21 protein-coding genes are annotated in these 19,292 nt (G+C 61.1%); 2 read left to right on the top strand and 19 right to left on the bottom strand.

Going from position 1 to position 19,292, the window contains the following annotated elements; genetic code table 11:
* Positions 1–12: 12 nt before the first annotated feature.
* From lepA to GH665_RS04750, 15 genes are all read right to left on the bottom strand, one after another.
* Entirely contained in the window at positions 13–1,806 is a 1,794-nt protein-coding gene (lepA, locus tag GH665_RS04820; protein ID WP_028199197.1) for a translation elongation factor 4, read from the bottom strand.
* Positions 1,807–2,059: 253 nt separating this feature from the next.
* Positions 2,060–2,338, bottom strand: coding sequence for a glutaredoxin family protein (locus GH665_RS04815; RefSeq protein WP_153134881.1), 279 nt, complete (start codon positions 2,336–2,338; stop codon positions 2,060–2,062).
* On the bottom strand, positions 2,335–3,852 hold the full coding sequence (locus GH665_RS04810; RefSeq protein ID WP_153134880.1) for a DegQ family serine endoprotease: 1,518 nt from the start codon (positions 3,850–3,852) through the stop codon (positions 2,335–2,337). The genes GH665_RS04815 and GH665_RS04810 overlap by 4 nt, the downstream gene beginning before the upstream one ends.
* 37 nt (positions 3,853–3,889) lie before the next feature.
* Positions 3,890–4,933 (bottom strand): MucB/RseB C-terminal domain-containing protein, encoded by a 1,044-nt coding sequence (locus GH665_RS04805; protein ID WP_153134879.1) that lies wholly within the window; start codon positions 4,931–4,933, stop codon positions 3,890–3,892.
* A gap of 4 nt (positions 4,934–4,937) precedes the next feature.
* Positions 4,938–5,564 carry a sigma-E factor negative regulatory protein gene (locus tag GH665_RS04800; RefSeq protein WP_153134878.1) on the bottom strand — a complete coding sequence of 209 codons (627 nt, stop codon included), beginning with the start codon at positions 5,562–5,564 and terminating at the stop codon, positions 4,938–4,940.
* A gap of 82 nt (positions 5,565–5,646) precedes the next feature.
* Positions 5,647–6,246 (bottom strand): RNA polymerase sigma factor RpoE, encoded by a 600-nt coding sequence (gene rpoE, locus GH665_RS04795; protein ID WP_006051939.1) that lies wholly within the window; start codon positions 6,244–6,246, stop codon positions 5,647–5,649.
* 101 nt (positions 6,247–6,347) lie between these two features.
* A complete protein-coding gene (locus GH665_RS04790; RefSeq protein ID WP_425496029.1) occupies positions 6,348–6,713 on the bottom strand; it encodes a hypothetical protein in 366 nt (121 codons plus the stop codon).
* Positions 6,714–6,848: 135 nt separating this feature from the next.
* Complete coding sequence (gene fabF / locus GH665_RS04785) at positions 6,849–8,087, bottom strand: beta-ketoacyl-ACP synthase II (RefSeq protein WP_028199203.1); 1,239 nt, start codon at positions 8,085–8,087, stop codon at positions 6,849–6,851.
* Positions 8,088–8,319: 232 nt separating this feature from the next.
* Complete coding sequence (gene acpP, locus GH665_RS04780; protein ID WP_004197638.1) at positions 8,320–8,559, bottom strand: acyl carrier protein; 240 nt, start codon at positions 8,557–8,559, stop codon at positions 8,320–8,322.
* Between the two features lie 151 nt (positions 8,560–8,710).
* Positions 8,711–9,460 carry a 3-oxoacyl-ACP reductase FabG gene (fabG, locus tag GH665_RS04775; RefSeq protein WP_028199204.1) on the bottom strand — a complete coding sequence of 250 codons (750 nt, stop codon included), beginning with the start codon at positions 9,458–9,460 and terminating at the stop codon, positions 8,711–8,713.
* Between the two features lie 72 nt (positions 9,461–9,532).
* A complete protein-coding gene (gene fabD / locus GH665_RS04770; RefSeq protein ID WP_153134876.1) occupies positions 9,533–10,468 on the bottom strand; it encodes an ACP S-malonyltransferase in 936 nt (311 codons plus the stop codon).
* Positions 10,469–10,579: 111 nt separating this feature from the next.
* A complete protein-coding gene (locus tag GH665_RS04765) occupies positions 10,580–11,569 on the bottom strand; it encodes a beta-ketoacyl-ACP synthase III (protein ID WP_030101303.1) in 990 nt (329 codons plus the stop codon).
* Positions 11,569–12,675 (bottom strand): phosphate acyltransferase PlsX, encoded by a 1,107-nt coding sequence (gene plsX, locus GH665_RS04760; protein ID WP_028199207.1) that lies wholly within the window; start codon positions 12,673–12,675, stop codon positions 11,569–11,571. Before plsX ends, GH665_RS04765 begins: the two co-directional genes overlap by 1 nt.
* Before the next feature lie 172 nt (positions 12,676–12,847).
* Positions 12,848–13,027 carry a 50S ribosomal protein L32 gene (gene rpmF / locus GH665_RS04755; RefSeq protein WP_018421288.1) on the bottom strand — a complete coding sequence of 60 codons (180 nt, stop codon included), beginning with the start codon at positions 13,025–13,027 and terminating at the stop codon, positions 12,848–12,850.
* Positions 13,028–13,128: 101 nt separating this feature from the next.
* Positions 13,129–13,773, bottom strand: a complete 645-nt coding sequence (locus GH665_RS04750) for a YceD family protein (protein WP_153134875.1) — start codon at positions 13,771–13,773, stop codon at positions 13,129–13,131.
* A gap of 272 nt (positions 13,774–14,045) precedes the next feature.
* Here GH665_RS04750 and GH665_RS04745 point away from each other — a divergent pair, with 272 nt between their 5' ends.
* Positions 14,046–14,663 (top strand): Maf-like protein, encoded by a 618-nt coding sequence (locus tag GH665_RS04745; protein ID WP_153134874.1) that lies wholly within the window; start codon positions 14,046–14,048, stop codon positions 14,661–14,663.
* Complete coding sequence (locus tag GH665_RS04740; RefSeq protein ID WP_153134873.1) at positions 14,660–15,379, top strand: SAM-dependent methyltransferase; 720 nt, start codon at positions 14,660–14,662, stop codon at positions 15,377–15,379. The genes GH665_RS04745 and GH665_RS04740 overlap by 4 nt, the downstream gene beginning before the upstream one ends.
* Before the next feature lie 133 nt (positions 15,380–15,512).
* Here the strand turns inward: GH665_RS04740 and GH665_RS04735 are convergent, their stop codons facing one another.
* Genes GH665_RS04735 through GH665_RS04720 form a run of 4 tightly spaced genes read right to left on the bottom strand, consistent with a single transcriptional unit; the run spans position 15,513 to position 18,638 of the window.
* Complete coding sequence (locus GH665_RS04735; RefSeq protein ID WP_153134872.1) at positions 15,513–16,517, bottom strand: S49 family peptidase; 1,005 nt, start codon at positions 16,515–16,517, stop codon at positions 15,513–15,515.
* Between the two features lie 33 nt (positions 16,518–16,550).
* Entirely contained in the window at positions 16,551–16,955 is a 405-nt protein-coding gene (locus GH665_RS04730; RefSeq protein ID WP_153134871.1) for a Rieske (2Fe-2S) protein, read from the bottom strand.
* On the bottom strand, positions 16,952–17,611 hold the full coding sequence (locus GH665_RS04725) for an HAD-IA family hydrolase (RefSeq protein WP_153134870.1): 660 nt from the start codon (positions 17,609–17,611) through the stop codon (positions 16,952–16,954). The genes GH665_RS04730 and GH665_RS04725 overlap by 4 nt, the downstream gene beginning before the upstream one ends.
* Positions 17,604–18,638 carry an RluA family pseudouridine synthase gene (locus GH665_RS04720; RefSeq protein ID WP_153138238.1) on the bottom strand — a complete coding sequence of 345 codons (1,035 nt, stop codon included), beginning with the start codon at positions 18,636–18,638 and terminating at the stop codon, positions 17,604–17,606. The genes GH665_RS04725 and GH665_RS04720 overlap by 8 nt, the downstream gene beginning before the upstream one ends.
* Positions 18,639–19,292: the final 654 nt, after the last annotated feature.

The raw sequence follows: 19,292 nt of genomic DNA, 5'->3' as shown, positions 1-19,292 counted from the left end.
CCGTTGTTCGTCTTATTTGTCTTCGACACGCAGAATCGCGAGGAAAGCCTCTTGCGGGATCTCGACGGACCCGACCTGCTTCATTCGCTTCTTGCCTGCCTTTTGCTTTTCCAGCAGTTTCTTCTTACGGCTAATATCGCCGCCGTAGCATTTTGCCAGCACGTTCTTACGCAACGCTTTAATGTTCTCGCGGGCGATAATATTCGCACCGATGGTCGCCTGGATCGCGACGTCGTACATTTGACGCGGAATCAGTTCCCGCATTTTCGACGCCACTTCGCGGCCGCGATACTGGCTCTGCGAACGGTGCACGATCACGGACAATGCATCCACCTTGTCGCCGTTGATCAGCATGTCGACCTTCACGACATCCGCCGCGCGGTATTCCTTGAACTCGTAATCCATCGACGCATAACCGCGCGAGATCGACTTCAGACGATCGAAGAAATCGAGCACGACTTCGCCCATCGGGATTTCATAGGTCAACTGCACCTGACGGCCGTGGTACTGCATGTTGATCTGCGTGCCGCGCTTTTGCGTGCACAGCGTGATCACCGAGCCGACGTAGTCTTGCGGCATATACAGATTGACGGTGACGATCGGCTCGCGCACTTCCTCGATCTTCGAAGGCTCCGGCATCTTGGCCGGATTTTCGACCATGATGGTCGTGCCGTCGCGCTGCAGGACTTCGTACACCACGGTCGGCGCCGTGGTGATCAGGTCCATGTCGAACTCGCGCTCGAGCCGCTCCTGCACAATTTCCATGTGCAGCAGGCCAAGGAAGCCGCAGCGGAAACCAAAGCCGAGCGCCTGCGACACCTCCGGCTCGTACATCAGCGAGGCGTCGTTCAGCTTCAGCTTTTCCAGCGAATCGCGCAGCGCGTCGTACTGGTTCGCTTCGACCGGATAGAGACCGGCGAACACCTGCGGCTTCACTTCCTTGAAGCCCGGCAGCGGCTCGGGAGCAGGACGATTCACCAGCGTAACGGTGTCGCCCACCTTCGCGGCGGCCAGCTCCTTGATACCGGCAATGATGAAGCCCACCTGCCCGGCGGACAGCGATTCGAGGTTTTTCGACTTCGGCGTGAACACGCCGACATGCTCGACCGGGTACTGCGCGCCGGTCGCCATCATGCGGATCTTGTCTTTCGGACGCAGCGTGCCGTTGACGATACGCACCAGCATCACAACGCCCACGTAGTTGTCGAACCAGGAGTCGATGATCAACGCTTGCAGCGGTGCTTCCGGGTCGCCCTTGGGCGGCGGCACCTTGGCGATCAGCGCTTCGAGCACGTCTTCCACACCGAGGCCGGTCTTCGCGCTGCAATGCGTGGCGTCGGTTGCGTCGATGCCGATCACGTCTTCGATTTCTGCGATTGCATTCTCGGGATTCGCAGCCGGCAAGTCGATCTTGTTAAGCACCGGAATCACGTCGACGCCAAGCTCGATCGCCGTGTAGCAATTGGCCACGGTTTGCGCTTCCACGCCCTGGCTTGCATCGACGACCAGCAACGCACCTTCACAGGCGGACAGCGAGCGGCTGACTTCATACGAGAAGTCGACGTGGCCCGGCGTGTCGATCATGTTCAGGTTGTAGATCTGCCCGTCACGGGCTTTGTACGTTAGTGCTGCAGTTTGCGCCTTGATGGTGATGCCGCGCTCGCGCTCGAGATCCATCGAGTCGAGCACTTGAGATTCCATCTCGCGGTCGGACAAACCACCGCAAATCTGGATGATGCGATCGGCGAGCGTCGACTTGCCATGGTCGATGTGCGCAATGATCGAGAAGTTACGAATATGATCCATTCAGTGCCGATCAAGCAAAAAAGGCGCGCTCGGACAATAGCGGAGCACGCCTTGTAAGTAGGTGAAAAACCTATCTATTTTAGCCGAAAAGGCTGTCGCCCGGCGCATCTTGCGAGGCTCGGGCGGAAAAGACGGCTCAGGAGAGGCGTGAAACGGGGTGTGAACGACGCATGTTCGCGTCTGGTTTGAGCCCTTAATCCGGCTTCAGATGCATGGACTCCAAATACGTGGAAGCCAGCCAGATGCAAGGCTCCTAACGCGCGGATCCCGAAGGCGCCGCCACAAACCGTGCGGCGAGCGCGGCACGAACCCGCGCCGCATCAAGATGATAGTGACACAGTTCGACGCCGTCGCAGACCAGAACCGGCACCAGTTCGTTATAACGGGCTTCCAGCACCGGATCGGTGTCGATGTCGATCACGACGACCTGCGCGCCGAACTCAACCAGCAAAGGCTCAAGTGCGGCACGCATCTCGTCGCACAGGTGGCACCACGCGCGCCCGTATAGCGTGAGCGGCGCCACCCCCGTCATTTCTGGGCGCTGCGCGGGCGAATCGGCACGAACTGCGTGTTCTCGCCGCGACGAACCAGCAGCGCGACCATCTTCTGCGAGTCGAGGTGCGAAATCACTTCGTCGAACTGTTTCGCGCTCGTGATATCCGTATCGCCCACACGCAAGACGATGTCGCCCTTTTGCAGTCCGACGCGCACCGCCGGGCCATCTACCGCGTCGATCTGCACACCATTGCGCAGCTTCAGCGCCTTCATCTGGTCAGCCGGGATATCGCTGACGGCAAGACCCAACACGTTCGTGGCGCGCTGCTTCGGCGCCGGCGGCTTTTTATCATCCGCCTTGGTGGTCTTGTCCGGCTGCATCTCGGCAATCGTGACCGGCAAATCGCGCGTCTGACCCTTGCGCCAGATCGTAATGGTCGACTTGGTGCCCGGCTTGGTATCGCCAACCATGCGCGGCAGATCCGTTGCCGTGTCGACCGAATGGCCGTTGAACTTGAGGATGATATCGCCAGGCTGCACGCCGGCCTTGTCCGCCGGACCGCCCGGCTCGACGCTGCTGACCAGCGCGCCCTGCGCCTTCGGCAGACCGAGCGAGTCGGCCACGTCTTTCGTCACCTCGCCGATCGCCACAGCGATCCGGCCGCGCACGACCTTACCTGAGGTTTTCAACTGATCTGCCACGCGCATCGCCTCGTCGATCGGAATCGCGAAGGAAATACCCATGAAGCCGCCGGTACGGCTATAAATCTGCGAATTGATGCCGATTACTTCGCCCTGCATATTGATCAGCGGACCGCCTGAATTACCCGGATTGACGGCTACGTCCGTCTGGATGAACGGCAGATAGTCGCCCGTGTCGCGCCCTTTGGCGCTGACGATACCGGCCGTCACCGTGTTCTCGAGGCCGAACGGCGAACCGATCGCGACCACCCATTCGCCCACCCGGACCTTGTTCGAATCGCCGATCGTGATGGTCGGCAAATTGGCGGCGCTGATCTTCACGACGGCAACATCGGTCCGATCGTCCACGCCAATCAGTTTGGCCTTGAACTCGCGCTTGTCGGTGAGGGTGACGTAGATGGTATCCGCGTCGTCTACGACGTGCGCGTTGGTCATCACGTAACCGTCAGCCGACAGAATGAAGCCTGAGCCAACGCCGCTGTTCTGTTCGGCATCGCTGTTATCCGGAGAGTCCTGGCTGCCGCCGCTACCGCTCCCGCCGTTATCGCCACCGCGCGGCGAACCCGGCGATTGAGGCGACTGTGGCAACGGAATGCCGAAGAAGCGACGGAAAAACTCCGACATATCGCCGTCGTCCATGCCTGGCGGCAATCCGCCACGGGTACCGCTGTTCGACACGCGCGTGGTCGTGCGAATGTTGACGACGGCTGGGCCGACCTTGTCGACGAGGTCAGTGAAGTCGGGCAGATTAGCTGCTGCAGGAGCCGCCGACGCCGTGTGCGGCATGAGCGGCAAACACGCCACTACCACCGCGGTCGCGAGGAATTTGCGCACCGAGAAAGTCGTCATATCGTAGCAAGCCGAGGGATTCGTGTGATTCGGAAGATTACTTCGGAGCTTTATATTCTATGGCAGACGCAAATTGCTGCAATGTGGTCTGGGGCACTTCACCAAGCAGAGTAATCCAGAAGTCGCCGCGCCGCTTGACTAGCACGTGCGTGGCGCCACTGCTGCCCGCCCCTTCCTTGCGAGTATTGTTCTCGACCGGCTCGACGAACACCGAAATGGCCGCGAGGCCGTCGGAGAATACTGCCTGATCGACCGGAATGGTCGGTTGGCCCGCGTCGCGCGCTGCCATGGGGCGACGCAACTCGCGAATCTTGTGGAAGCCCGGCACGGTCGGCGTGATCTGCCAGCCTTGCGCGGCCATATCGACCGGCTCGACCGGCGGCCGCACTACCGTCCAGCCCGTCAGATTACGAATGCCGTTGACAATGGGAGTCTTGTCGACCGGCACGCCGATGCGAATCTGCGAAAACGACAATTGCTCGAGCACCTGACCGTTCGGGTCAAGCGTTTGCGCGCGCAGCAGCAGGCCGGTCTTCTTGTCGGCCCACAGCTTGTAAGCAAAACGGTATGCGTCTTTCGGGTCGAGCTCGATCACCTGGCTGTCGATACCCGCGACGCGGTCGTCGCCGAGCAGCTTCGGCTCGTACACGGACAGCACCTGCTCGCCGCTTACGGCCAGCAATGCAGGGAACGAATCCTTGTTCTGACGCTTCTCGACCACGCACAGATGCCGCTCAGGTACGAACGTGTAGAGATCTTCGTTATGACGAAGCATTTTGCGCGGCTTGCCGTCGAGGCTTTCGAGTTGCTCGAATTCGCCGTCAGTACGGGTTGCGTAGTGCGAGATCCGTGACGTTTGAACGAAATTGCCGCGCTGATAGACGAACGCGCCCTCGTAGTTCTGCTGCTGGGCGGCCTGATGAATTCGATCGAGCAGCTCGGCAGCCGTGCGACGGGCGACGAGTGGATCGTCGGTTTGGGCAAAGACCCGCGGTGTAGCGGACAACAATACGGCTGCGCAGAACAGAAATGCCGGCAGCCGCCCCCAGATAGTCGTTTTAATCAACCGCGGAGTCTGCATCAAACTATTGGCCTTGCGTAGAAACTGCGGCAGCGCGAATCAGCGGCATCGAGCCCGGCATGACCGGCTGCTGCGCGAATTGCTGATGAGCTTCCAGATACTGATCGAGACTTGCGTCACGAATGATGTTGGCGTCTTGCGCAACCGGCTGGACCGTCGCGACAGGCACCGATGCCATAGCCACGCGTTGCAGCGAATCGCCATGTGACTGCAGCGACGCGACCTGCGCGACGCCGGGACCGCCCGGCACGCCTTGCAGTTGCGGCACAACGATCCACGTCAGCGTGGCAGCGGCAGCGGCAACAGCAAAGGCCGGTACAACGCGGCGGCGCAGCGCCAGCAAACGGCGCGCAACCGGCATGGCAGCCGGTGCGAGCACGTGCGGCTCGTTGTCGAAACGGGCAGCAAACCCGCTCAGGAACGCGCTGCTCGCCGCCGGGCTGACCGCCAGATCGTCGGAACGCAGCGCGTCGCCGATCAGGTGATAGCACGACCAGGCGGCACGATCCTCGCCGTTCAGTTCAGAAACAAACGTGTTCAGATGCTCTTCGCCGAACAACTCGCCGTCGACAAAAGCGGACAGACGCTCGCCGCGCGAGCTGGCTTGCGATTGCATCGAGACCGACCCCATGATGCTCCCCATCTTACGAATACCCCGTAGTGACACCACTAATCCAGATATTGCACCCGCGCCCCGCCCGGCGAGCCAGTGTTTACCAGCGCTTGCCTTCAGGTGTGTCAAGCAACGGACGCAATTTTGCCGCAATGGCTTCGCGAGCGCGGAAAATTCGTGATCTGACTGTGCCAATTGGGCAACCCATCATCTCAGCGATTTCCTCGTAGCTCAAACCTTCAATTTCACGAAGAGTAATGGCGGTGCGCAACTCTTCCGGTAAAACCGCCATCGCAGCATTGACCGTCTCAGCGATCTGCTTGCTCATCAACATCGACTCAGGCGTGTTGATATCCCTTAGTTGGTCGGCGTCCGAGAAAGTTTCAGCTTCTTCAGCATCTGCTTCGGTCGAAGTCGGCGCGCGCCGCCCCTGGGTCGCAAGGTAATTCTTGGCCGTATTGACGGCAATCCGGTACAACCACGTATAAAAGGCCGATTCCCCACGAAATTGCGGCAACGCCCGGTACGCCTTGATAAAGGCGTCCTGGGCGACGTCTTCCACTTCGGCCGGGTCGCGCACGAGGCGCGAGATCAGCCGGAGAATCTTACGGTGGTATTTGGAGACCAGAAGCTCGAACGCGGCCTTGTCGCCCTTCTGGACGCGCTCGACCAGCACCTGATCAATTTCTTTTTCGCTCACCTGATAAATCCGTTAACTATAGGGCGCATGGCGGGGGACCATTGTAGCGTCCCCATCAACTCGGCACGTTACTCCGGTAACAGCGGTTACAGTCGTTACAGTCACGCACCGGCGCCACGCCGGCCCAGCACGGCGAGCTCCCGGAAAACGGGCGCTGGAAGCGCGTCGGCGGCAAGGAGTAGCGTGCGGGAGCGCCCGTGGTCCGACGCCAACGCCAGAACGAGCAGGCGCCCGCTCCATTGCGAACAGCCGGCAATGCGGCCCTGCGTCAGCAAACCACCTGCCCGGTCCCAGGCGGACAGACCGTCCGGGCCGATTTTCAGCGCGACAGGTTGCGCACGCTCATGTTTTACCGCGCAGAGCATCAGCAGCGCCCACATGGCAAACGTCAACGGAACCGCCTGCCACCCGCCCAGATGCGAGGCGAAACAGCGATAGGCAGCCAGCGTCGCGATCAGGATGAACACCCCCGAAGCGGCGCGCATGGCGGCGGAAGGCCGCAACGCAATCCGTTGCGACGCTCCGTCGAACGTTGCCGATCCGGGGGAAACCGCCGGGCAAGCCGGCGTTTTCGACTGACGTATCACCAAACGATCAGGCGATCAGGCGCGCTTGAAGACGAGCGTGCCGTTCGTGCCGCCGAACCCGAACGAGTTCTTCAGCGCGACGTCGATCTTCATCTCCCGCGCGGTGTTGGCGCAGTAATCGAGATCGCAGGCCGGATCCTGATTGAAGATGTTGATCGTCGGCGGCGACACCTGATGATGCACGGCCAGCACGGTGAACACAGACTCCAGACCGCCGGCGCCGCCCAACAGGTGACCGGTCATCGACTTGGTCGAATTCACGACCATGTCTTTGGCGTGGTCGCCGAAAGCACGCTTGATGCCGGTGGTTTCAGCCAGGTCGCCAAGCGGCGTGGACGTGCCGTGCGCGTTCAGATAATTCACCTGATCGGCATTGATGCCCGCGTTCTTCATCGCGGCCAGCATGCAGCGGCGCGCGCCGTCGCCGTCTTCCAGCGGCGCGGTCATGTGATAGGCGTCGCCGCTCATCCCATAGCCGCTGACTTCGGCGTAAATCTTCGCGCCGCGTGCCTTCGCGTGTTCGTACTCTTCGAGCACCATCACGCCGGCGCCCTCGCCCAGCACGAAACCGTCGCGGTCTTTGTCCCACGGACGGCTCGCCGTTGCCGGATCGTCGTTGCGTTGCGACAGCGCACGCGCCGCCGCAAAGCCGCCGATACCGAGCGGCGACACGGTGGATTCCGCGCCACCGGCGATCATCACGTCGGCGTCGCCGTATTCGATCAGGCGTGAAGCCTCGCCGATACAGTGCAGACCCGTGGTACACGCGGTCACGATCGCCAGATTCGGACCCTTGATGCCGAACTTGATCGACAGATGGCCCGAGATCATGTTGATGATCGACGCCGGCACGAAGAACGGCGAAATACGGCGCGGGCCGCGGTTCAGCAGTTCGGTTTGCGTCACTTCGATCATCGGCAGGCCGCCGATGCCCGAACCGACCACCACGCCGATGCGCTCCGAATTCTCGTCGGTGACTTCGAGGCCGCTGTCCTGCATCGCCTGGATGCCGGCTGCGACGCCGTAATGGATGAACGTATCCATGTGGCGCGCTTCCTTACCGGGGATGTAGTCCTCAATATTGAAGCCCTTCACCTCGCCGGCAAAACGAGTCGAAAAGTTCGACGCGTCGAACTTCGTGATATTGGCAATACCCGACTTGCCGGCGACCAGATTGGCCCAGCCGTCGGCAACATTATTGCCAACAGGCGAAATCAGCCCCAGGCCTGTAACAACAACACGACGGCGGCTCACGGTAACCCCTTTTTCATAGATGACAAAAGCAAAAGCCACAGCGGCCACAGGAACTTGCCCTGTGTGCCCTGTGGCTGTTTATCTCGGCAATCGCGCGGAAAAATGCGCTGTCAACATCGCTTGCTCCTGCATGGCAACCGGCGCGGCAAAAAGCGCCAGCCCTGCTGGCGCCGGAAACCGGCACGGCAGGGCGTCATACGCCGCCAACGCAGAAACGCAGGCGCGAATGACTTTAGGCCTTGACGTTCGCGCGAGCGTAGTCGATCGCTTGTTGAACGGTGGTGATCTTCTCGGCTTCTTCATCCGGAATTTCCATGCCGAATTCGTCTTCGAGGGCCATCACGAGTTCAACGGTGTCGAGCGAGTCGGCGCCGAGGTCGTTCACGAACGAAGCTTCGTTCTTGATCTCAGCTTCTGCAACGCCCAGTTGTTCTGCGACGATCTTCTTGACGCGCTGTTCGATATTGTCCATTACCCCTCCAAGGGAAAAGAAGTTCAAAAATACAGGTGCGCGCATTTTATCAGGTTTGACCCGGCAAAAAAGCGGCGCATCGGGTTCCTGTCAAGGCATGCGCCTTACGCTTTTGCAAACGCATCAAGGCGCGGATAGTAACCGAATTTGGTTACGACATGTACATTCCGCCGTTCACATGCAGTGTCGTGCCAGTGATATACCCCGCTTGCGGCGACGCGAGGAACGCCACGGCGTGCGCGATATCGTCCGGACTGCCAAGGCGGCCGAGCGGAATCTGCGTTTTCAGCGCGGTTTGCTGATCTTCCGGCAAGGTCTTGGTCATGTCGGTATCGATGAAGCCCGGCGCGACGCAATTCACCGTGATGCCACGGCTGCCGATCTCACGCGCCAGCGCGCGCGTCATGCCCGCAACGCCCGCTTTCGCGGCGGCATAATTGACCTGCCCCGGGTTGCCAGCCGAGCCGACCACCGAGGTGATGTTGATGATACGGCCGCCCTTCGCTTTCATCATCGGGCGCAGCACCGCGCGCGACAGACGGAACACGGACTTGAGATTGGTGTCGATCACCGCGTCCCAGTCGTCGTCCTTCATGCGCATGGCGAGCTGATCCTGCGTGATGCCGGCATTGTTCACCAGCACGTGCAGCGCGCCGAACTCCTTCACGGTGCCGTCGATCAGCGCTTCGGCTGCGGCAGCGTCGTTCACGTTGAGCACCGCGCCGCGGCCGCTCACACCGGCTGCGTTAAAGGCTTCGCTGATCGCCGCCGCGCCGCTTTCGCTAGTTGCCGTGCCAATCACCGTCGCGCCCTGGCGCGCCAGTTCCATCGCGATCGCACGGCCAATGCCGCGCGACGCGCCCGTCACGATTGCGATTTGCTTGTCGAGAGTCTTTTCCATCTGTCAGTCCGGATGCCCTTTCGGAGGGCTGATTGGTTCTTGAGGTCGAGCCTGCGCCGTATGAAGCGGCGTTCAGGCCGCCGTCACGAGCTTGAGCGTTTCTTCGAGCGAAGCCGGGTCGAACACCGAAGCGCCGACCAGATTGCCATCGATGCGCTTCGTCAAGCCTGCGAGGACCTTGCCAGGACCGCATTCGATCACGTGCGTGACGCCTTGCGCCGTCATTGCCTGCACGCTTTCGACCCAACGCACCGGACCTGCCGCCTGGCGCACCAGCGCGTCCTTGATCTTGGCCGGCTCGTTGACCACTGCGACGTCGACGTTGTTGAGCACCGGAATTGACGGCACTTGCACGTCGACTCCAGCCAGATATTCGCGCAATTGGTCCGAGGCCGGCTTGAGCAGCGACGAGTGAAACGGTGCCGAAACCGGCAGCGGCAGCGCGCGTTTTGCGCCCTTTGCCTTCGCGACTTCGCAAGCCTTCTCGACTGCGGCCTTGTGACCCGCGATCACGACTTGCGCCGGCGCGTTGAAATTCACCGCCTCAACAATGCCCGCGACCGACGCTTCGGCGCAAACCGCGCGCACCGTATCGTCATCGAGGCCGAGAATCGCGGCCATGCCGCCAACGCCGACCGGCACCGCCGTTTGCATGGCTTGCGCACGAAAACGCACGAGCGGCACAGCATCGCGAAACGCGATCGCGCCCGCCGCGACCAGCGCCGTGTATTCGCCGAGGCTATGGCCGGCGACGATGGCCGGCTTCGGACCGCCCGCCTGTTGCCACGCGCGATAAATCGCATACGCGGCGGTCAGCATGACAGGCTGGGTATTGGTGGTGAGGTTCAGATCTTCGGCGGGGCCTTCGGCAATCAGCTTGCCGAGGTCCTGATTGAGCGCATCGGATGCTTCCTGAACCGTCTCACGCACGATCGCGTGATCGGCGAATGCATTGAGCATGCCGACCGACTGCGAACCTTGCCCAGGAAAAACGAACGCAAATTTCATATCGTCCCCAAAATCGATGTTGTCAGATGTGGGTGGCACGCCCGGTTGATGGCGGGCGCGCTCAAGCGTAATGGAGCGCCACGAGGAGCGCCCGCCATAACGTCGCCGCTATCAGTAGCGGATAACTGACGCGCCCCACGTGAAGCCGCCGCCGACACCTTCGATCAGCACGTTCTGGCCGCGCTTGATGCGGCCGTCGCGCACTGCGACGTCAAATGCGAGCGGAATGGACGCAGCCGACGTATTGCCGTGTTCGCCCACCGTGACGACCATGCGCTCCTGCGGCAAGCCGAGCTTGCGACAGGTGCTTTGCATGATGCGGATATTGGCCTGATGCGGAATCAGCCAGTCGATCTGTTCGGCCGACAGATTCGCTTTTGCGAGTGCTTCGACCGCGACCTTTTCGAGCACATTGACCGCGAGCTTGAACACCGCCTGCCCATCCATATGCAGGAACGCGCTGCCCTCGATCACACCGCCGTTCACATTGCCCGGCGTGCACAGAATGTTCGAGTGGCTGCCGTCGGCGTGCAAAGCGCTAGCCAATACGCCCGGCTCTTCGGACGCCTGCAGGATCACCGCACCGGCGCCGTCGCCGAACAGCACGCAGGTGGTGCGGTCCTTGAAATCGAGAATGCGCGAGAAAGTTTCCGCGCCGATCACGAGCGCCGTGCGATGCTGACCGCTGCGAATGAAGCTGTCCGCGGTGGCAACCGCATAAGCAAAGCCCGAACAGACGGCCTGCACGTCGAATGCCGCGCCGTGATTCTTGATACCGAGCTTGTTCTGCAACAGACACGCCGTGCTCGGAAACACAAAGTCGGGCGTGGAGGTTGCAACGATGATCAGATCGATGGATTGCGGATCGATATCAGCCGCTTCGATCGCACGCTGCGAGGCGATCAGCGCGAGATCGCTGGTGGTGACATTGGGTTCAGCGAAATGGCGCGCGTGGATGCCCGTGCGGGCAACGATCCATTCGTCGCTGGTCTCAACGCCTTCTCTGGCGAGACGTTCGGCCAGATCCTGATTGGTGACGCGTCCGGGCGGCAGGTAGCTGCCGGTCCCCAGCACGCGGGAATAAATTGTTGATTGAGCCATTATGCCTTCGAGGATTGCGCAGCGTAGGGCTCGGCCGGCTGGCCTGCGATCGGGCTTGCGTGGCCCGCACCGCTTGCGTCGCGCGCCGCCTGTTCGAGAGAACCTGCATTCTCTTCCATTGCTCGCGCAAGGCGCTCCAGCACGCCGTTTTTGACGGCATCATACCCGCGTTTGATAGCCCACTCAAACCCGTAGGCATCCGCCGAGCCGTGGCTCTTGATCACCAGCCCACGCAGGCCCAGCAACGCGGCACCATTGTATTGCCGATGATCGACCCGTTTCTTGAAACGCATCAATACCGGCATTGCGAGCACCGCCATGACCTTGGTGAGCCAAGAGCGGCCGAACTCTTCCTTGATGATGTTGGTCAGCATCTGCGCGAGACCTTCCGACGTCTTCAGCGCGACATTGCCGACAAACCCGTCACAGACGATTACGTCAACCGTGCCTTTGAAGATGTCGTTGCCTTCAACGTTGCCGTGAAAGTTAAGTGTACTCGCGCGCAGCAGTTCGCCGGCTCGTTTGATGGTTTCGTTGCCCTTGATGACTTCTTCGCCGATGTTGAGCAACCCGATGGTGGGCCGCTCCTTACTTTCGAGCGCGGACACGAGCGCGTGCCCCATCTCCGCGAACTGCAGCAGATGCTGCGGCTCACAGTCGACGTTAGCGCCCAGATCGAGCATCATCGTGTAACCATCGGGATTGGGCAGTGCGAACGCGATGGCCGGGCGTTCGATGCCCGACAGCGTTTTCAGCACATAGCGCGAGACCGCCATCAGCGCGCCGGTATTGCCGGCGGAAATACAGGCTTGCGCCTCGTTTTCCTTGACGCGATTCAGCGCCACGCGCATGGAGGAGTCTTTTTTCTTGCGCAGCGCGACTTCGACCGGATCGTCCATGGCGACGATCTCGGAAGCAGGTACGACGGTCAGCGCCGGCAGGTCCTGAGCCTTCAACTTTTTCAGCTGCGCACGAATCGCACCCTCAATGCCGACGAGCAACAGCTCAGCATCAGGATGCGAACGAACGAAGTTGACGGCAGCGGGAACGGTCACGGACGGGCCGTGGTCGCCTCCCATGCAATCTATCGTGAGCTTTACTGTCATGGAGTGCGACGAATTTCAGGCTCCCTGCATGGAACCGCAGTAAGCGCCAAAGCGCCAATTGCGATCGACACAAAAAAGCGGCAGATGAATGCCGCCTTTTTGCCGAGCCGGGAAAATGTCAAGCGAGCCGATCGCCACGCGAAACGCCAAGGGGCGCAACGCAGTGAAACGATTAGTCGTTCTTCGTCTTGACGACTTTCTTACCGCGATAGTAGCCGTTCGGGCTGATGTGGTGACGCAAATGCACTTCACCCGTGCTCGGCTCCACGGCCAGCGGCGCTGTCGTCAGGAAATCGTGCGAACGGTGCATGCCGCGCTTCGACGGCGACTTCTTATTTTGTTGAACTGCCATGACTAACTCCTAAAAATTTTCCGAATTCTAACACAGCCCGACCCGGTGTCCGCCATCGGCCGAATGGCCAATGCGCCCGCTTCGCGCTCCCATGCAACTGTTCAGTGCTTCTTGTCGCCCGGCTCACCGCGCTTGAGACTTTCGAGCGCAGCAAACGGATTGGGCCGTTCGGGCTCACCACCCTCAGCAGCTTCGTCCGGCGCAGCCTCGTCGCCCTCGCCTTCTGTACCGGCCACACCAGAGACGAGGCTCTCGTGCACTTCGGGACACACCTCGTGCTTGGGCACGAGCGGCAAGGAAAGCAGCAACTCTTCTTCGATCAAGTCGATGAGATCGAACTGGCGCGAGCCTACGATCACTTCGACTTCATCCTCGTCGAGCGGAAACTCTTCGGCTTCCGCCTCAGTGTTGACGATCCGGTAAGTTGCGTCGACATTGAACGACTGTAAATACGGTGTCATGCACCGCTGACATTCGAGCCATGCAGCGCCGTGAATCGCCAGCCTCAAATAAGGCTGCGGACCCTCGGTGCCGTCGTCCTGCAATTCCGGCTGCGTCGCCCCTTCGGCTTGCCAGGTGAACGCGGTATCGCGGTCTGGCGCTTCTGCCGGGACTTCGTTTAACATGCGCGGCAGTTGCGAGACGCGCACGACACCCGCGGCCTGGCGCCCACTCCGCGCAAATTCGAACAGATCGATATCGTGCGGGTCGGACAGACCAGCAGGGTTGCCAGGATGTTGAGTCATGTGCGCTCCTGCGTCGGCAAGGATTTCGCCGGGGGTAAATCGGTTTGCAAAGCATCGGTTTGAAAGCAGCCCGCGGAACTCATGCGCTGCCGCATGTTAACCACACGGACTGCCCACGCGGTGCCTGCCTGCGCGACCGCTTGTGCAATAGCATACCGATGAAAAGCCCGAAATCATATCCGTTTTGTCTTTTCGAGTCAAACACTTAAGCCCGTACACGTGCGATGCCCGCACAAGCCCGTACGACCCGCCTCTCTAGCCGTTGGTTGCACATGTCAGATTCCCTCAATCGCCCGCCACGCCTGATCCTGGCGTCGAGTTCACCTTATCGTCGCGAGCTGCTCGAGCGCCTGCGCATTCCGTTCGATGTCGTCGTGCCGGCAATCGACGAAACGCCGCTCGCCGGCGAATCGCCTGAAGTAACCGCCCTGCGCCTCGCCGAAGCAAAAGCCCGGGCGGTAGCCGAGGGACTTGGCGCCGGTGAAACCGCGCTCGTGATCGGCTCGGATCAGGTGGCCACTTATGACGGCCTGCAGATCGGCAAGCCCGGCACGCACGACAAGGCGCTCGCCCAGTTGCAGGCCATGCGCGGCCGCGAGGTGCTGTTTCATAGCGCACTCTGCCTGCTCGACAGCCGCTCGGGGGTGGCGCAAGCCGCCGATGTCATCACTCGCGTGCAGTTTCGCGATCTGCCAGACGCCGCGCTCAACGCCTATCTGCGCGCCGAAACGCCATACGACGTCGCGGGCAGCGCCAAATCCGAAGGCCTCGGCATCGCACTGCTCGAAGCCATTCATTCGGACGACCCGACCGCGCTGGTCGGGCTGCCGTTGATCGCACTGTCGCGCATGCTGCTCGCAGTGGGTTATCCACTTTTGGGGGCATCATGAGCGGCACGTTATACCTGATCCCGAACACGCTCGGTGAAGGCGACGCCGACGCCCTCGACGCTGTCCTGCCCGCGCCAGTGCGCGCGCGCGCCGCGTCGTTGCACTATTACATCGGCGAAAACGCGAAAACCACGCGCGCTTTCCTGAAGAAGGTCGGCACTGAAAAACCGATTCAGGAAATCGAGATTCGCGAATTGAACGTCAATACGCCGGCCGGCGAGATCGACAAGCTGCTCGCGCCTTTGTTGGTGGGCACGGACGCCGGCCTGGTATCCGAAGCCGGCTGCCCCGCGGTCGCCGACCCGGGCGCCCTGCTGGTGCGTCGCGCGCATGAGCGCGGCGTCAAGGTCGTGCCATTTGTCGGGCCGAGCTCGATTCTGCTCGCGTTGATGGCCTCCGGCCTGAACGGCCAGAGCTTTGCATTCCACGGCTATCTGCCGGTCGACGCCACCGAACGGGCCAAACGCCTGCGCGAGCTGGAGCAACAGTCGCGCAAAGCCAGGCAAACGCAGATTTTTATCGAAACGCCTTATCGGAACAAGCCGCTGCTCGATACCTTGCTGGCAACGTGCGCACCCTCCACGCTCGTTTGCGTCGCCGTCGATCTGACACTGGAGACGGAAACCATCGCCAGCCGCAGCGTGGCCGACTGGAGGAAGAAACCAGCTATCGATCTGAACAAGCGGCCGGCAATTTTCCTGATCCTCGCCGTCTGATCGCCGTCTGATCGCTGCCTGATCGCTGCCGCGCCTCAAGCGGATCAGCCTGCCGAGCCCCAAGCTGGCGGCGCAAAACAAAAAGCCCCGTGCGATCGAAAAAATCGACCGCACGGGGCTTTTTCTCACCCGATCACCGCAGGCTCATCTTCCCGCCGAGCGCCATTGCATGAACGGCGCCACTGCCGACCGCCGCACCGAACTTGCGCGCCACGCGGTCCGTAATACTCTCCTTGACCGTGTAGTCGACGATATCCGGCGCCTTGAAAAGGTCGCGCGCGACGTAATCCGCATCGCCGAAACCATCGGCCAGACCCAGCTCGACACTCTTCTGGCCAGTCCAGAAGAGTCCGGAGAACATGTCGGGCGTCTCATGCAGGCGCTTGCCACGGCCCTGACGCACGGCGTCAATGAACTGAGCATGGATCTGATCGAGCATGTCCTGCGCATGTTCGTCCATCTTCGGCGTTTCCGGCGAGAACGGATCGAAAAAGCCCTTATTCTCACCCGAAGTGTGCAGACGACGCTGAATCCCCAGCTTATCCATCAGACCGGTGAAACCGAAGCTGTCCATCAGCACGCCAATCGAACCGACGATGCTCGCCTTGTCCACGTAAATCTTGTCTGCCGCCGCCGCCGCGTAGTAGCCACCCGATGCGCACATATCGCCGACCACCACATACAACGGGATCGACGGATACTTGGCGCGCAGCCGGCGAATCTCGTTGTAGATAATGCCCGCCTGCACCGGACTGCCGCCCGGGCTGTTACAACGCAGGATCACACCGGCCGTACCCGCGTCGTCGAACGCACTTTCCAGCGCGGTATTGATATCTTCCGCGTTCGCGTTCGTATCAGCGGAGATTTCGCCGTCAAGCGTGACCATTGCCGTATGCCGGCCAGTGGTCGAAACTTTGTCGCCGGAGAAATCGAATGCACCCCATACCGCCACCAGCAGAACGATCAGGAACACAAAGCGGAAGAAGATCTTCCAGCGACGTGCCGCACGCTGCTCGTTGATGGCCGCAAGCGCAATACGCTCGAGAGCGGCGCGCTCCCAGCCCGGCTCATCGGCAGGCGTGCGGGGGCGGCCTGTCAAGGACGGTTCCTTCGGTTCGGGAGTCAAATTGTCAGACATGCGGTGCAGTGGAAAGGTCGAAGAAGAGAAAAATCAGGGCGTGACCGGGCGTAGTTCCCCGTCCGGCAGCCAGAATACGGCGCGGCCTTCAGGTGTGTCCCGCTCGTCGACCTGGACGGGACGCAAACGGCCGCCGCGGCACGGGCCGCCGACACATTTGCCCGTATCAGGCGCATAAATCGCGCCATGTGTAGCGCACATCAAGTATAAACCGGACGATTCGAAGAACTGCCCTTCAGCCCAGTCGAGTTCCATCGGCACGTGGGCGCAACGGTTCAGATAGCCGTATGCACGGCCATCATAGCGAACAAAAAATACCACGACGTCGCCGCCGCCGAACCTCGCCGCGCGCCGCACACCCGCGCCGCCGTCGACCAGCTCGTCGGATGCGCAAATGCGAACCGCCTCGGTCGCCGCCTCGGTCACACTCGTGCTCATGCGTTCTCTCGCAGCCAGCCAGACAGCGCGCTGACGCTGGAAGCGACGAATTTCGGCGACAGCGCAGTCAGCGAGCTCGCAGGGTGCGCGCCGTATGTGACACCAATACCCGCAACGCCCGCGTTGATCGCCATCTGCAGATCGTGCGTCGTGTCACCCACCATTACCGTGCGCACCGGATCCTGCCCCAGTTCGCGTGTAAGCTCGTGCAGCATGGCCGGATGGGGTTTCGAGAAGGTTTCGTCCGCACAGCGGGTGCCGTCGAACAGGCTCGTCAGCCGTGATTGATCAAGCGCGCGGTTCAGCCCGACGCGGCTCTTGCCGGTCGCGACCGCCAGCAGATATCCCTGATCGCGCAGGTCCTGGAGCATCTCGCGCACACCGGTGAACAGCTCGGTGGTCTGATCCTTCACCAGATAGTGGAAACGATAGCGCTCCGCCAAACGCGGGTAATCGGCCGGATCGAGCGTGGGCGCGGCGATTTGCAGCGCGTCGCGCAAGCCGAGGCCGATCACATAGCTGGCAGCCTCATCGGCGGGAACCGGCAGACCGAGGTCGCGGCATGCCGACTGGATACTGCGCGTGATGTGCGCGGTCGAATCCATCAGCGTTCCGTCCCAGTCGAAGACGATCAGATCAAATTGCTCTCTAGCCATGCGGTGTCGTCTCCGGGTTTGACCCATTTCGTGATTCACGTAATTCATTGAGCTGCGCGACGAAGCTACGGCATTCGGCCGGCAGCGGCGCCTCGAACTGCACGGGCTCACCGGTTGCCGGGTGCGTCAGCTTAAGACGGTATGCGTGCAGGAACATGCGCTTCAGGCCCGGCCTGGCGTTGGCCCGGGCCAGCGCCTTGTTCAGCGCGAAGTCGCCGTACTTGGCGTCACCGACGATCGGCAGTTCCAGATGTTGCAGATGGACCCGAATCTGATGCGTGCGGCCGGTCTTCAGTTCCGCTTCGAGCAGCGCGTACTCCGGCCAGCGGTCGATCAGATTGAAAACCGTGTGCGACGCAAGGCCATCGGCCTGGACGCGTACACGCCTTTCACCGTCCGCAGTCAGATACTTGTGCAGCGGCTCCTTGACCGCGCGGCGGCGGCCCCAGTCGCTCGCCCACTCGCCGTGGACGCACGCATAGTAGCGCTTATCCATTTTGTTCTCGCGAATCTGCTCATGCAGATTGACCAGCGCCGAGCGCTTCTTGGCGAGCATCAGGATGCCGGAGGTCTCGCGGTCCAGCCGATGCACCAGTTCGAGGAACTTTGCCTGTGGCCGTGCTTCGCGCATCTGTTCGATCACGCCGAACGCGACGCCGCTGCCGCCGTGGACCGCCACGCCAGCCGGTTTATCGATCACGAGCATATGCTCGTCTTCAAAAATAATTTTGAAATCGGCGCTCGGCACCGGCGCCTGGGCGATGGCTTCGTTCGGTTGAGCGACGCGAATGGGCGGTACGCGCACCAGATCGCCCAGTTCGAGGCGGTACTGCGCGTCTATCCGGCCCTTATTCACCCGCACTTCCCCGCTGCGCAGGATGCGGTAAATATGGCTCTTTGGCACGCCCTTACAGACGCGCAGGAGGAAGTTATCAATGCGCTGGCCGGCCGCACTGTCGTCGATCTCGATCATCGAGACCTGGTCGCTTGCGACCGATTTCTGGGATATTTTGCCTAACTCTTTCATTATGAATATAATTTGCCCAGCAGTCTGCGGCGGCCGGCGCAGTGTCCGGAATTCGGGCGGATTGCGCAGGCGCAAGCGATAAACCGTTATTTTACTTGCGCCGGGGTCTGGTTGCTCACCCTGAAAATGAGATGCAACATGTTGCACGCACGAGGTCAGTACCCGGCAGGGACGGCGCCCACAGGCGCGTTCGGTCAAGGTCGGCTTCGACGGTAACGGAATTTTGGTAAAAAAGAATTTAACTTTCAGCTTCGGTATCGGGCGGTCTGACGCCCTGCTGTAAGAAGCTGCGAGTTGCGAAAATACGGCGTGCGCCCGAGGCGTCTTGTAGAAAGTACAAGACATGGCGACGTCAAAATGAGGCGAGACACCCCCAGCGAGAAAAGACGCGCCGACTGCGCGAACTTCCCGCTGCGGCATGACCGCAGCCTTCGACCCTCCGGTCACGCGCCCAGTTGGCGCACCGGCGCGAGTGGACGCAAGGCTTATGAAGGTCTGCTGGCAGAACCCGCGGCGTGTCGGGTCGTTATTTGAAGCCGTGTTCGCATGTGCCCTGCGGCACCGTGCCCATTTTTTAATGGGGCCGGGCCCTCTCAGGCAATTCTCCCGCCATTTTTCCCGCTCCAGCGTGCTTGTGAAAACACAATAAGGCGC

The sequence above is a fragment of the Paraburkholderia agricolaris genome (genome assembly GCF_009455635.1).
GTDB classification, from domain to species: Bacteria; Pseudomonadota; Gammaproteobacteria; order Burkholderiales; family Burkholderiaceae; genus Paraburkholderia; species Paraburkholderia agricolaris.
The sequence above is the reverse complement of the archived record's forward strand: the minus strand, read 5'-3'. Positions and strand labels throughout refer to the sequence as shown.

Excerpts from the sequence above, each read along its gene's own strand:
- lepA (WP_028199197.1), bottom strand. The coding sequence starts at position 1,806 with ATGGATCATATTCGTAACTTCTCGATCATTGCGCACATCGACCATGGC.
- GH665_RS04815 (WP_153134881.1), bottom strand. The coding sequence starts at position 2,338 with ATGACGGGGGTGGCGCCGCTCACGCTATACGGGCGCGCGTGGTGCCAC.
- GH665_RS04810 (WP_153134880.1), bottom strand. The coding sequence starts at position 3,852 with ATGACGACTTTCTCGGTGCGCAAATTCCTCGCGACCGCGGTGGTAGTG.
- GH665_RS04805 (WP_153134879.1), bottom strand. The coding sequence starts at position 4,933 with ATGCAGACTCCGCGGTTGATTAAAACGACTATCTGGGGGCGGCTGCCG.
- GH665_RS04800 (WP_153134878.1), bottom strand. The coding sequence starts at position 5,564 with ATGGGGTCGGTCTCGATGCAATCGCAAGCCAGCTCGCGCGGCGAGCGT.
- acpP (WP_004197638.1), bottom strand. The coding sequence starts at position 8,559 with ATGGACAATATCGAACAGCGCGTCAAGAAGATCGTCGCAGAACAACTG.
- fabG (WP_028199204.1), bottom strand. The coding sequence starts at position 9,460 with ATGGAAAAGACTCTCGACAAGCAAATCGCAATCGTGACGGGCGCGTCG.
- fabD (WP_153134876.1), bottom strand. The coding sequence starts at position 10,468 with ATGAAATTTGCGTTCGTTTTTCCTGGGCAAGGTTCGCAGTCGGTCGGC.
- GH665_RS04765 (WP_030101303.1), bottom strand. The coding sequence starts at position 11,569 with ATGGCTCAATCAACAATTTATTCCCGCGTGCTGGGGACCGGCAGCTAC.
- plsX (WP_028199207.1), bottom strand. The coding sequence starts at position 12,675 with ATGACAGTAAAGCTCACGATAGATTGCATGGGAGGCGACCACGGCCCG.
- rpmF (WP_018421288.1), bottom strand. The coding sequence starts at position 13,027 with ATGGCAGTTCAACAAAATAAGAAGTCGCCGTCGAAGCGCGGCATGCAC.
- GH665_RS04750 (WP_153134875.1), bottom strand. The coding sequence starts at position 13,773 with ATGACTCAACATCCTGGCAACCCTGCTGGTCTGTCCGACCCGCACGAT.
- GH665_RS04745 (WP_153134874.1), top strand. The coding sequence starts at position 14,046 with ATGTCAGATTCCCTCAATCGCCCGCCACGCCTGATCCTGGCGTCGAGT.
- GH665_RS04740 (WP_153134873.1), top strand. The coding sequence starts at position 14,660 with ATGAGCGGCACGTTATACCTGATCCCGAACACGCTCGGTGAAGGCGAC.
- GH665_RS04735 (WP_153134872.1), bottom strand. The coding sequence starts at position 16,517 with ATGTCTGACAATTTGACTCCCGAACCGAAGGAACCGTCCTTGACAGGC.
- GH665_RS04730 (WP_153134871.1), bottom strand. The coding sequence starts at position 16,955 with ATGAGCACGAGTGTGACCGAGGCGGCGACCGAGGCGGTTCGCATTTGC.
- GH665_RS04725 (WP_153134870.1), bottom strand. The coding sequence starts at position 17,611 with ATGGCTAGAGAGCAATTTGATCTGATCGTCTTCGACTGGGACGGAACG.
- GH665_RS04720 (WP_153138238.1), bottom strand. The coding sequence starts at position 18,638 with ATGAAAGAGTTAGGCAAAATATCCCAGAAATCGGTCGCAAGCGACCAG.